Source organism: Dactylosporangium sp. NPDC050688 (assembly GCF_040654515.1).
In the GTDB taxonomy this organism is placed as follows: domain Bacteria; phylum Actinomycetota; class Actinomycetes; order Mycobacteriales; family Micromonosporaceae; genus Dactylosporangium.
This window is the reverse complement of the sequence record NZ_JBFAIC010000088.1, coordinates 1-11,571: the sequence shown is the minus strand read 5'-3', so window position 1 is coordinate 11,571 and position 11,571 is coordinate 1. Positions and strand designations below refer to the sequence as shown.

The 11,571-nt window shown below is 68.8% G+C and carries 12 protein-coding genes; 6 read left to right on the top strand and 6 right to left on the bottom strand.

The window, feature by feature from the left end:
- Window positions 1–10: 10 nt before the first annotated feature.
- A complete protein-coding gene (locus AB0H83_RS45990) occupies window positions 11–766 on the bottom strand; it encodes an SDR family oxidoreductase (protein WP_360108275.1) in 756 nt (251 codons plus the stop codon).
- Window positions 767–891: 125 nt separating this feature from the next.
- Between AB0H83_RS45990 and AB0H83_RS45985 the strand changes: the two genes are divergently transcribed.
- On the top strand, window positions 892–1,749 hold the full coding sequence (locus tag AB0H83_RS45985) for a helix-turn-helix transcriptional regulator (protein ID WP_360108272.1): 858 nt from the start codon (window positions 892–894) through the stop codon (window positions 1,747–1,749).
- Between the two features lie 231 nt (window positions 1,750–1,980).
- On the opposite strand, the gene AB0H83_RS45980 is transcribed toward AB0H83_RS45985, so the two are convergent.
- Window positions 1,981–2,448 carry a hypothetical protein gene (locus AB0H83_RS45980; protein ID WP_360108269.1) on the bottom strand — a complete coding sequence of 156 codons (468 nt, stop codon included), beginning with the start codon at window positions 2,446–2,448 and terminating at the stop codon, window positions 1,981–1,983.
- Window positions 2,449–2,484: 36 nt separating this feature from the next.
- Here AB0H83_RS45980 and AB0H83_RS45975 point away from each other — a divergent pair, with 36 nt between their 5' ends.
- A complete protein-coding gene (locus AB0H83_RS45975; RefSeq protein WP_360108266.1) occupies window positions 2,485–2,841 on the top strand; it encodes a hypothetical protein in 357 nt (118 codons plus the stop codon).
- A 134-nt stretch (window positions 2,842–2,975) separates the two neighbouring features.
- Here the strand turns inward: AB0H83_RS45975 and AB0H83_RS45970 are convergent, their stop codons facing one another.
- The 3 genes from AB0H83_RS45970 to AB0H83_RS45960 form a co-directional block, all read right to left on the bottom strand.
- Window positions 2,976–4,304: an alpha/beta fold hydrolase gene (locus AB0H83_RS45970; RefSeq protein ID WP_360108263.1), complete on the bottom strand. Its 1,329-nt coding sequence runs from the start codon at window positions 4,302–4,304 to the stop codon at window positions 2,976–2,978.
- A 484-nt stretch (window positions 4,305–4,788) separates the two neighbouring features.
- The gene (locus tag AB0H83_RS45965; protein WP_360108260.1) at window positions 4,789–5,913 is read right to left on the bottom strand and encodes a serine hydrolase domain-containing protein; all 1,125 of its coding nucleotides are present in this window, start codon (window positions 5,911–5,913) and stop codon (window positions 4,789–4,791) included.
- Window positions 5,914–6,192: 279 nt separating this feature from the next.
- On the bottom strand, window positions 6,193–7,434 hold the full coding sequence (locus AB0H83_RS45960) for a serine hydrolase domain-containing protein (protein WP_360108257.1): 1,242 nt from the start codon (window positions 7,432–7,434) through the stop codon (window positions 6,193–6,195).
- Window positions 7,435–7,889: 455 nt separating this feature from the next.
- Between AB0H83_RS45960 and AB0H83_RS45955 the strand changes: the two genes are divergently transcribed.
- Together AB0H83_RS45955 and AB0H83_RS45950 are read left to right on the top strand one after the other, a co-directional pair.
- A complete protein-coding gene (locus AB0H83_RS45955) occupies window positions 7,890–8,456 on the top strand; it encodes a hypothetical protein (protein WP_360108254.1) in 567 nt (188 codons plus the stop codon).
- 213 nt (window positions 8,457–8,669) lie between these two features.
- A complete protein-coding gene (locus tag AB0H83_RS45950) occupies window positions 8,670–8,846 on the top strand; it encodes a hypothetical protein (RefSeq protein ID WP_360108251.1) in 177 nt (58 codons plus the stop codon).
- Between the two features lie 398 nt (window positions 8,847–9,244).
- Here AB0H83_RS45950 and AB0H83_RS45945 read toward each other — a convergent pair whose 3' ends face one another.
- Window positions 9,245–9,808, bottom strand: a complete 564-nt coding sequence (locus tag AB0H83_RS45945; protein WP_360108248.1) for a DUF4303 domain-containing protein — start codon at window positions 9,806–9,808, stop codon at window positions 9,245–9,247.
- A gap of 452 nt (window positions 9,809–10,260) precedes the next feature.
- Between AB0H83_RS45945 and AB0H83_RS45940 the strand changes: the two genes are divergently transcribed.
- Together AB0H83_RS45940 and AB0H83_RS45935 are read left to right on the top strand one after the other, a co-directional pair.
- Window positions 10,261–11,136: a sigma-70 family RNA polymerase sigma factor gene (locus tag AB0H83_RS45940; protein WP_360108245.1), complete on the top strand. Its 876-nt coding sequence runs from the start codon at window positions 10,261–10,263 to the stop codon at window positions 11,134–11,136.
- 153 nt (window positions 11,137–11,289) lie between these two features.
- Window positions 11,290–11,559 carry a hypothetical protein gene (locus AB0H83_RS45935; protein ID WP_360108243.1) on the top strand — a complete coding sequence of 90 codons (270 nt, stop codon included), beginning with the start codon at window positions 11,290–11,292 and terminating at the stop codon, window positions 11,557–11,559.
- The last annotated feature ends 12 nt before the right edge of the window (window positions 11,560–11,571 follow it).

Below are 11,571 nucleotides of genomic sequence, written 5' to 3'. Positions count from 1 at the left end.
CCGCGAACGGTCAGACGCCGCCGTCGATGGCAATCACCTGACCGGTGATGCCGGTGTTCGCCGCCGACGCGAGAAACGCGATCGGTGCGGTGATCTCGTCGGCGTCCAGGAGACGGCCGAGCGGGATCAGGTCGGTGTAGCTGTCCGGTACCGAGTCGACGATGTGCCCGTTGGTCGCGGTCCGGGTCAGGCCGGGCGACACCACGTTGGACAGGATGTCGCCGGACCGGCCCAGCGAGAACGCCGCTGAGCGGCTGAACCCGTGCAGCGCCGCCTTCGCCGCGCCGTAGTACTCGCCGCCGGCCATGCCGTTCGTCGCAATCGACGACGAGACGTGTACCAGCCGCCCCCATCGGCGCTGCCGCATGTGCGGGACGACGAGCCGGCTGAGCTCCAGCGCCCCCTCGATGTTGTCGCGGAGTACCCGCAGCCACGTGTCGTCCGGCACGTCTTCGAACCGGCCGCTGGCGTCGGGCTCGGACATCCCCCACCGCACCGCGTTGTTGACCAGCACGTCGATGCGGCCGGACCAGGCCAGCACGGCGTCGACGAGGTCGCGGGCCGAACCGGCGTCACCGAGTTCGTACCGGGCCACCATCGTGCGCTCACCGAGATCGGCGGCCAGCTTCCCGGCTGTGTCGGCGGCACGGTGGTAGGCCAGCACCACGTCGGCGCCCTCGGCCGCGAACCGGCGCGCAATCGGGCCACCCAGCCCTCCGGTCGCCCCGGTGATGATCACGGTGCGTCTTGTCAGTCCCAGATCCATCAGATGTCTCACTCTCGTCGGGTCCGCTTCACTGTGGCGGGCCGGCAGGCTCCGAGGGAGACCGCGCCAAGGCTATCCCTGACAGGGCCACGCTGCGGGCATGCCGGGTGGATAGGGTCAAGGACATGACCAGGCCGGTGACCGACAACGAAATGGGGCGCTTCCTGCGGGACCGGCGGGAGGCGACCTCGCCGGCAGCGGTCGGCTTGCCGGCGGGGGCACGGCGGCGCACGCCGGGCCTGCGAAGGGCCGAGGTGGCGACGTTGGCAGGGTTGAGCGCGGAGTACCTGACCCGGCTGGAGCAGGGCCGCGACCGGCACCCGTCGCCGGAAGTACTCAACGCGCTCGCCACCGCGTTGCGATTCTCCTCCGCCGACCGCGCCCACCTGCGCTATCTCGGCAAGGCGAACGCCGGCGTCATCTGCCCGGCCGGCACCGCACCAGCCACCGATGTGCGCCCGACAGTGCGCGCCCTGCTCGACCGGCTCGAACCCGGCCCGGCGGCAGTGCTCAACCGGCTCAGCGACGTGCTGGCGGCCACTACCGGCTACGAGCGGCTGACCCGCCCGGTCGGGCTGCTCGACGGTCACCGACCGAACCTGGTGCGGTACGTGCTCGCCGATCCGCGGGCCCGCACCACGTACCCCGATTGGGACCGGGTGGCCGACCACTACGTCGCCCAACTCAAGAGCGAGGTCCGCCGCGGCGATCCGGCCGCCGCCGACCTGGCCGACGACCTCACGGTGCTCGTCGGCCCCGAGTTCACCGACCGGATGGCCGCGCTGTCAGGCCTGCCGGAGCGCACCGGCGTGGAGCGGATGGTCCACCCCGAGGCGGGCGGCTTGCGGCTGGCGTACGAGGTCCTCGACCTACCCGACGCCGACGAGCAGCGCCTGATCGTTCACCTGCCGGCCGACGCGGCTACCGCGGCCGCGCTCGACCGCCTGACCGGCCGCCGCCCCGGCGCGCTCCGCGCCGTGTAGCCGGTTCAGGCATCGATGAAGGCCAGATCACCGACGGCGACATGGCCGGGCTCGACGGTCGTGCCGTAGACACCGAGGGCCAGCTGCCGATGCCGGGCGATGGCGCGCGTTCGGTAGCCCGTCTTGATGGGTGCGACAACGTCCTACTCGGCATGTTCACGAGCCGGGCGACCACGCGGCCATGACGTTTCGCTGCGTACTGATCGCGCTGCGGACGTCGCCGGGAATGCGCTACCTGACCCGGCGGCGGACGCGCTCGATCTTGGTTTGGACGACGGCCGGATCTGCCGTTCCCGCCTCAGCACGCCGTTGCAGCTTGTGCGCGACGAATTCGGCGAGTGAAGCATCTCGCCACTTCCGCCACCGCTTCGTCACCCACATCGACTTCTTGGCCAGCAGCTTGTATTCGGCCTGCTCGGCTGCATCAATGCCGACGTCCGAGCCAGTAGCGGCGACGAGGACCTGCCGCTCGCGGTGTCGGTCCGCGCGGTTCGGCGCACGCTTGTTCCGCCGGATATCGCGCTCGGCGGATGCGCGATGAAAGCGGCAGGTGAGTGCCGCCAGCGCCTGTGACACTTTGTACGGATGGAAGGACCAGTTTCGTCCATCGATCGAGTTCCGTTGGGTGACGTGCTCCCAGGCGCCTTTGGCACGGTCGAAGAAGATCTGCGGCGACTGGCTCGCGATCTGGAGGCCCACCCGGCGGCCGCCGGCCGCACCACATGGCACTGGTTCGTGGAGCGTACCGAATTCCCGCGGACGCTCTCCGAGCGCAAGTCTCTGATGACCGTCAGCGGCGGCGTCATGTTGTACAACTCTGGCGTGGACTGGCTCGAACTGGATCTCGACATCGACTGGGGGCCGGAACTCACCGTGACGGCGTCGGTGGACGTAGCGTGCTGGTGCCCCGTCAACCACAACGCGCGCGTCCTCCTTGAGGCGCGCTGGCCGGTGACGAGCGCTCACGACCTGATCGAACGGTTTGCTGCCGGGACGGCGATACTCACGGAAGTTCTGAACACAGGACCATTCGAGCCGAGCATCTGGCGTGTACAGGCCGGCATGCCGGACGCACCCAAAGCGACACCATGAACTCGATCAGCGCCGAACGGTCTCTCCATCGGGGACATGCCACGCGACGGGCACTCAAGGGAGGTGCCCCTCCTGACGTTTTCGTACAGGAAGGGCACCTTCGTAACAGCCCTCGAACGATGGGGTTGGTGACGTCAGAGGTCCAGGACGTTGATGGAGATGCGGTCGGTGCTGGACGGCCAGTTCGGCACTGTGAACTGCTGTGCGCCCCCGCCGGCCCGTGAGGTGATGTTGAGGGTGATCGTGCCCGACGCGGTCGGGCTGGCCGGGATGTAGATGTCGGCCCCGGTGATGAAGGTTTCGTCGAAGTCGGCGAGCGCAGTGGTCAGGTTGGTTCGCTTGTCGGTGTTCTGGTCGTGCGCGAAGATCCCGATGGCGCGCTTGTCCCGCGGCGCGGTGACCGAGTTCAGGATGTTCGTGCCGTTGATGGCCAGGACGTCGTTGCCGGACGAACCCTGGTCACCCCACCATTCCTTGTAGCGGCTGATGGAGAGCGCGCTGTGGGCCGGACTGACCGGTACTCGTGCGCCGATGCCCTCGCCGGGACGGTTGGTGAGCAGACGGATCAGCCGGTCGGTGCGTTGGAATGGTTGGAAGTACTGGTGCTGCACCTGTCCTCCGCCCTGTTCGATGGCGAACTCGTACCGGGCCGTCGGGTTCGCCGCGAAGGCCGGGAACGAGCCGTCACCGGCGAGTTCGAAGGTCGCCACGGCCTGGCCGGTGACCCGCTGTCCGGTGGCGGCGGCCACCTCGTACACGGTGACCCGCATGCCGGAAGCGCCCGCGTTGCTCGGGAAGAGCACCACCTTGCCGGAGAGCTGCACGGTGCCGGTCTGCGGCGTGACCGCCGTGGTGGCCGGGTTGGTGCCGTTGAAGAACCGATACATCTGGGTGAAGCTCTCGGTCGACGTGACGGTCTGGGTGTGTGACTGGTCGCGCTGGTACACGTTGGTGGCGCCACCGATCCGGCGCAGGATCGAGCCCTCGCCCCAGATCGCCAGCGTGGGCACCCCGCCTGGCTGCCACAGGGCCGTCGAACCGTCCAGGTTCACGTAGTGCGCCACCTTCGCCGCTCGCGAGGGTCTGTCGAGGTAGCTCTGGCTGAGGAAGGTGCCGAGCGAGTGGGCGACGAGTTCGACCTTGTCCGCGCCGGTCTGCTGCAGCAGTGCGTTGATGCGCTGTTCGAGGCGGTTCAGCACGGCCGTGCTCGACTCGGCGGCGAACGTGTAGTCGTAGTCGATGGCGTCGATGCTGGTGACCGGATAGCCGTTGCTCGCGAAGCGTTTGGCCTGGGTCTCGAACTGGGCGGCCGAGCCGGCGGCGCCGTGGACGAAGATGACGGGGCGGACAACGGCAGCGGCCGCTGACCCGGTACTCGCGATCATGACCGCGAGCGGCACCGCCACCATCGAGATCGCCGCGGCGACGGCGACCGCGAGGCGGCCCTTGCGATGTTGAGACATGCCTGTGCCTGGATGCATAGATACCTCCGAGAGCGGGGCCTGGCGTTGCAGTGTGCCCCGGCAGCCCTGTCGCCGGCATCGGCATTGCTATCGGCTGTTTTGCCAGTCTTGACCGGATCGGCAGTTCGGGCCCCACAGCCGTTGCCGGCGCCAGGCGACAATTCACGGCAAACAGCCACTACCCTGACCAGCGCGATCCTCGTCCTTCAGCACGTCGAAGAGCAGCACGGATGAGGTTGGAAAGGCTCAGTGCATCTCCTCGCCGTAGAAGACCGCGGTCAGGCGGGGCAGCGAGCGACCGGCCCTGCAGCAGCTCCACGAGCGCCTCCGGCACTTCGTCGGCGCCGTCCGCCCGCGTACGTGCGGCCTCAATGATCTCCCAGAAATGATCTCTGTCCACGTCGACGTTCTGCCCTCGCATGCTGCCTCCGCGACGATGCCAAGCTTGGTGAGGAGTGCCGCCACGCCGGATCCCGCAGAGTCGCTAATTCGTGCACAGCGCGGCGTCAACGAGTGCGCCCCGCTCCGCGGCGACGGATTTGTCCTTCACCGACCCGGTGAGCGAGGTGACCACGAGGGTCACTGCGCGACCGTCGTCGGTGGCACCGTTGGCGGTCGAGTAGCCCGGGATGTCACCGCCGTGCCCCCAGGCAACCCCGCCGCAGCTCAACGGGGTGCTGAACACGCCGAGCCCATAACCCAGGCCCGACTGCGGGTCGAGCGTGACGGTGGTCCGCATCTCGGCCAGCTGCGCCGGCTTGAGCAGCTTTCCGTCCAGCAGTGTACGCAGGAACGTGTTGAGATCACCCGGCGTGGAGACCAGTTGGCCGGCGGCCCACCCCCAGCTCGGGTCCATCCGGCTGAAGTCGAGCAGCTCATCGGTGGCCGGATCGAGTTGGTAGCCCTTGGGGTGCTTGCCCCGGATGCCTTGCTCGCCGACCTCGGGCGCGTAGGTGTCGCGCAGGCCGATCCGCTCGATGATCCGGGTGGTGACCAACTCGTTGAACGGACGACCGGTGACCCGCTGGGCGATCAGGCCGGCCAGGACGTAGTTCGTGTTGCTGTAGGCCCAGTCGCCGGCCGGCCTGCCCTCCATCGCGTTCGCCAGGTCGAGCAGGTCCCGGGGCTCGAAGTAGACGTGCTGGTACGGCGGGATGTCGCCCATGCTCTGGAACAGCGAGTCGGTGTAGTCAGGCAGACCGCTGGTGTGCTGGAGCAGCTGGCGGACCGTGATCGTGTTGGCGTCCACGCCTGCGCTGCGCACCAGGCCCGGCAGGTACGTCTCGACCGACGCGTCGAGATCCACCTTGCCTTCCCCGACGAGCTGCAGCACGACGACGGAGGCGAACATCTTGCTGGCGCTGCCGATCCGTACCTGGCCGTTGTTCGGCACCCTTGCGCCGGTCCGCAGGTCACCGACCCCGGCCGTGTAGTGGTGGGTCCGGCCGCGCCGGTCCCGGACGGCGGCCAGCGCCCCCGGGTGCCGGTCGGTGCCGACGAGGCTGTCGATCCGCTGCCCGATCGCGTCGCGGCGGGTTTCGGCCTGGGCGGCGGGGACCGGGCCGGCGACCGCGAGACCGCCGGCCGCGATCACCGCGGCTGCCGCCATGCTGACGGCCCGGGGACGCGACCAGGTGGGCCGATGCTGTCGAGTGAGATGTGTGGACAAGGCAGGTAGCTCCTCGGCTGCGAACGGGATGTCGGCCCGTGCGACATCGGACGGTCCGAGTCTGCACAGGTCGAAGGGGATAGTGGTGGTGCCCGGCCTGGGCGCTGCGGCCGCAACGCCACTGCCCTTGCCCGGGTGCTCGGCGCATCAGGCAAGGGCGGCGGGTCAGCCGAAGCGGCTGGTCAGGCGAACGTAGCGGTTCGGGGGAAAGGCAGCGGGTCAGCGACCCTGCGACGGCTGCTTGTCGGCGCACAACGCGGCGTCGAACGCGTCCAGGACCCGGAAGACGCCGTCGGCGACCGGGCTCGAGTCGGCGGTGACCACGATGGTCACGGCGCGTCCGTCGGAGGTGATGGCGGTACGGCTGGAGTATCCGTCGATGTCACCACCGTGCCCCCAGGCGCGACCGCCGCAGGAGAGGTCGAACCCAATGGTGCCGAGGCCGTACTGCCACGCCAGCTCCGGCATGGCCTCGCCGGCGGGGAGGAAGATGTTGCTGTCCCGCATCTGAGCCAGGGTCGCCGGCTTGATCAGCTTTCCGCTCTGCAACGCCACCAGGAACCGGTTGATGTCACTCGGCGTGGCGATCATCTGGCCGGCCGCCCAGGCGATGGAGGGGTCCAGCTGGGTGGTGTCGACCCACTTCATGGTCTCGGGATCGGGCAGGTAGCCCTGTGCGTGCGGCTGGCGGATGGTCTTGTCGCCGACACCCGGCCAGTACGTCTTGCTCAGCTCTGCCCGCTTGAGGATCTTGTTGGTGATCACCTCACCGATCGGACGCCCGGTCACCTTCTGCACCAGCAGGCCGGCCAGGATGTAGTTGGTGTTGCTGTACTGCATCTTCTCGCCGGGGGCCGGGGCGGTCGCTTCCTTGGCGAACGCCGAGTCGAGCAGGTCGCGCGGTTCGTAGTACTTGTTGCCGTACTCGTAGACGTGCGGCTGGTCGTAGCCCGGCAGGCCGCTGGTCTGCTCCAGGATGTGGCGGACCGTGATGGTCCGCCCGTCGAACCCGTTCCCGCGAACCAGCCCCGGCAGGTACGTCTCGATCGGCTCGTCCAGCTTCACCGCGCCCTCATCGACGAGCTGCAGGACGGCGACGGCGGTGTACATCTTGGTGTTGCTCGCCATCCGCACGTACCCGTCGGTGGGCACCTTCGCCTTGGTCCGAAGGTCGTTGACGCCGGCGGTGTAGTTGGTGACCCGACCGTGGCGGTCACGTACCGACGCGAGCGCCCCGGGCGCGACACCGGCCCGGACCAGCGCGTCCAGGTTCGCCTGGATGCTGTCCTTCTTCGGGCCGTAGGCCTGCGCCGGCTCGGCGTGCTGTACACCGACTGCAGCGAGCCCGCCTGCCGCGACGAGCGCCAGCGCGGCGACGCCCCGGCGACCGGCGCCGGACCCCTTGCACCGCCTCGCGATGGTGCCCAGCGGGCCGGACCTGTCGGTGACTTGCTGTGACACGGTACCTCCTGTTGAGTGTTCGGATCGAGCGCGACGTACGCCGATGAAAAGCACGGTGGTGACCGGCACCAGCAGCGCGGTACCGTCGATGATCGAGCGAGCTGTACGCGTACCGCCGTGACGCACATTCGACCAACCTCTCCGTGTCGTCAGGGGACGAATACACGGAGAACGCTATGGTGAGACCGGCGATCGGACGATCTAGCGTACGGGTCAACCGGGGTACAGCAGGCTGTACGGCGCCGTTGCATTACGCGTCGAACGCTGATCGGGTCGGCGGTCAGATCGCTCGGGCGAGTCCGGTGAACGCACCGACCCGCGTTGCCGGCGGGGCGTCGATGCCTGTGCAGAGGCTGGGCGCCCAGCGCGGGAAAGTACAGTTCGTTGGCGTTCTCTCCCCAGCCGGTAGCCCACCACAGGTCGCCAAGGTCGTAGCCCCACGCCGGACGGCCCGCGTGCGCAGTGACGCGGCCTGCCAGGCAAGGGCTGGGTTGTGGTGCGCCATTGGCGGTCGGATGGAAAGGATGCACAGCGTGGAGGAATGGGCGTTCGACGACGACGTCATGGAGCGGTTGACGGCGACCGACGGGTTGACCGTCGAAGCACCCACGTTCCGGCCGGAGCTGGCAAAGGCGGTGGTGACGGCGCTGCGCGCCGAGTACGACATCGATGTCGTGGTGGGCTGCATGTCGCTGGGAACGCTGCCGACCTTGCTCGAGACCGCAGCGGCCGGGCCCGACGAGGACGACCGTGAACTGCTCGACGAGGTCATCGAGCAGTTGCTGTCGTCCCAGCCCGGCGAGAGTTATGCAGCGGTCCGGCAATGGGCGGCGGCCGACGATCCGCGCGTGCGCGCCGCCGGGCACCTCGGCCTCGGCCGCTTCCGCGCCGCCGGCGGCGACTCCTGGCTCGTCGGCGCCTGGCGCGACGAGGACGAGGCGCTCGTTGAGCACGGGCTTGCCGACTCCGATCCCGCCGTACAGGCAGCCGCCCGCGCCGCATACCTGGCCGACGACGAGTGAGCGGGCCTTGGGCCAGCACCTTGTCGATTGCCAATGAGCAAGACCAAAGGTACTGACATTGGCAGTTCAGTGAGCGTCCGGTCGGCCCTTCGGGCCTGCGCACCACATGCGGAGCGTCATTCATGCCCAGCCGGCAACGCGCTCGCTCGGCGGCATGAGCGATGCGGAACCGCCGGCGTGGCTGCGGGCGGCCCCTATCGGGAGGATTCGTCGATGAGCCAGGTCGTCACGACGGTCGGCGTCGGGCTCATGCCATGTCCGTCGGCCGTCGGGGCGCACAGATCCACTGCGGCAGCCGTCGGGCGTGGCGTCCATGACGGCGTACGCAAAGACGGCCTGTCCTGTATCGAGATCGACCTCGAATGTGGGCTCGAACAGGATCTCGGCTGACGAAACACGCTGAAGTAGGTCAATCCCGAGTATCGATGCTGAATGCGCCGAAACGTGGCCAGGATACCCTCATCGCTGTATCCGAGCACCGAACGCATCGCAGCCCGGCACCCGTCATCACTCGGCCCCGGATCGAGCGGCGCCACCCGCGCGTGCATGGTCAGGAACTCCTGCGCACGCGCGCCCAGCGGTGATGGGGAGACAAGGACGTGCGCTTGCGACATCAGCCGATTCTCCGACACGGCGCGGCACGCGCTCACTGTCCGCCTCTCGGCACGAGCGAGCGCCGGGCCGCCAGCACTTGGCTTCACCACGCGTGACGAGGCGGCCGGAGGCCGGCCCGTGGCTCGTGGCAGACGTACGTGTCGACACTGGCGGCCGTTATGCCGGCAGTGAGGTCACGCCTCTTCGGTCTCTCGCAGGTGCTCGGCGAGTTCGGGAACGGTCGTGAGCACGAGGGGGTCGACGCTCGCGCGGGTCAGGTCCGTCTCCTCGCCTCCCCGCTGGCCGTCAAGAATGGCGATGACGAACGTCGCCGGGAGCGAGCTGTGGATGCCGCCCAGACGCGCGGTCGTGGTCATCGCCTTGCAGACCCGGGCCATGGCGGCGTCATGAGCCGTCCAGAGCGAGTCCAGCGCCGCATCGCGTTCGGCATCATTGGTGGCGGGGGCCAGGTACTCCTCGGTGAGGCGCTGGTACCACGGCCGCATCGCATCGCTCGCGGCGTCCAGGACGTCCCACCGCCACTCCGGCGGCGTGAACCGGGTCGAGTATCCGTCGTCGTCGTGCACCGCCGTCTCCGTGTTGGCGGCCAGCGCGGGCGGAAGGATCACGGTGCCGTCGGCGTAGAACAGGTGGAACGCCGCGGCGTACAACCGCTCGCCCGGATAGGCCGCGGCCAGACCGGCCAGGGCATGGCATCCGCTGTCGTGCCACGCCGTCTCGAAAGCCTGCCAATCCACCGCCGCACGTTACCGCGTCGGTGTCACGGCGTGAGGCACCGGCTTCGATCGCCAGCGCCGGCAGCGACAGCACGCGGATTCTCAATGCGCAGCAACGAGCGGACAGCGGCATGTGAGGATGCCCGTCCGCGGCGGACGGGGAACTCGGGATCGGTCCGTCTCGTGAAGTCGGCCATGGCGATGACGTTGGCCGCGAGCACGGGGAGGACGACGATGTCCGTGAGTTGAGGTCCTGGTCGCTGACGGCGAACCAGGACGGGATCGTCTTCAGGCCGGCTTCTCGTGGCCAGGCCGGTGGCCAGGGCGTCCTGAGTGACCGGGCGCCGGGACGAGTCCTGGCATGTGCCCCTGCCTCTCGGTGATGAGGTGCTGTCGCAAGCCGAGACAGGGCAGGTTTGGAATCTGTGACAGCGGCTAGCCTGGGAGTCGCGAACGACCTTGGGGGAACAGTGGTGGGGGATCTCGACGAGGCGGCGTCGATCTTCACGGGCGTGCGTCCACGCTTGTTCGGGATCGCGTACCGCATGCTCGGCAGCGTCAGCGAGGCTGAGGATCTGGTGCAGGAGGTCTGGCTGCGCTGGCAGACGACCGACCGCAGCGTGGTGAACAATCCGGGCGCGTTTCTAGCGACGACCACGACGCGGCTGGCCATCAACGAGCTGCAGTCGGCCCGGGCACGCCGCGAGACGTACATCGGGCCCTGGCTGCCGGAGCCGGTCGACACCAGCGCGGACCCGTTCCTGGGCGCCGAGCGCGGGGAGGCACTGGAGCTCGCGGTCCTGATGCTGATGGAGAAGCTCACGCCGCACGAGCGGGCGGCGTACGTGCTGCGGGAGGCGTTCGACTACCCGTACACGCAGATCGCCGCGATCCTGCAGTCCACCGAGCCCGCCGTACGCCAGCTGGTCAGCCGGGCGCGCAAGCACATCGTCGGCGAGCGGAAGATCCCGGTGCCGGACACCGCCCAGCGGCTGCTGCTGGCGACCTTCCTCGATGCCGCCCGTACCGGCGATCTCGAAACGCTGGAGAAGTTGTTCGCGGCCGATGTGGCGAGCGTCTCTGACGGCAACGGCGCGCGTCAGGTCTCCCGCAAGGCAGTCGTGGGCGCGGCCCGTGTGGCGCAGTACATCGCGGCGTTCTCCACCTGGTACTGGGAGGGTGTGGACGTGCAGTGGGCCACGACGAACGGGCAGGCCAGCGCGGTCATGCGTCGCGGCGACATGCTGCTCGGCATGGTCACGATCAACGCCTCCGAGGCGGGTATCGACCAGGTGCTGTGGATGATGAATCTTGACAAGATCGCAGCCTTGCCCGCTGTCACGAAGTAGGCGCCTGCCCTGTCATAGCTGCCGACAGTGAGAGACAGGGGACGAAGGTGCGGTGCAGCGGCCCTTGGGAGGCGTTCCTGACCGGTGCCGGCTCGCGCGTGCCCGCACCAGCTCAAGGGGCGGGTGCTGTGGAGGCGAGTGTGCTGGCGGGCGATGCCCCGCGTTCATGATGACGTCGTACGCCGGCTTGCCGCTGCCTGCCGAACGGGTGAGGTCATCGCGACCGAGGCCGTTTTCGATGTGGACGCCGTCGCCGTGCGCGACGGCGGCGGCGTACCCGCTCCGATCGGTCCCGTGCGCGGAGCAGCCGAGGTCGCCCGGCTGCTCTGTGCCCTGCTGCCCGGAATCGATCTGACGATCGAGAGTGTCAACGGCGCGCCGGCTTGGCGGTCCGCAGGGTCGGCACAGCCGTGGCAGCCGTGATCGCCGTCAGCC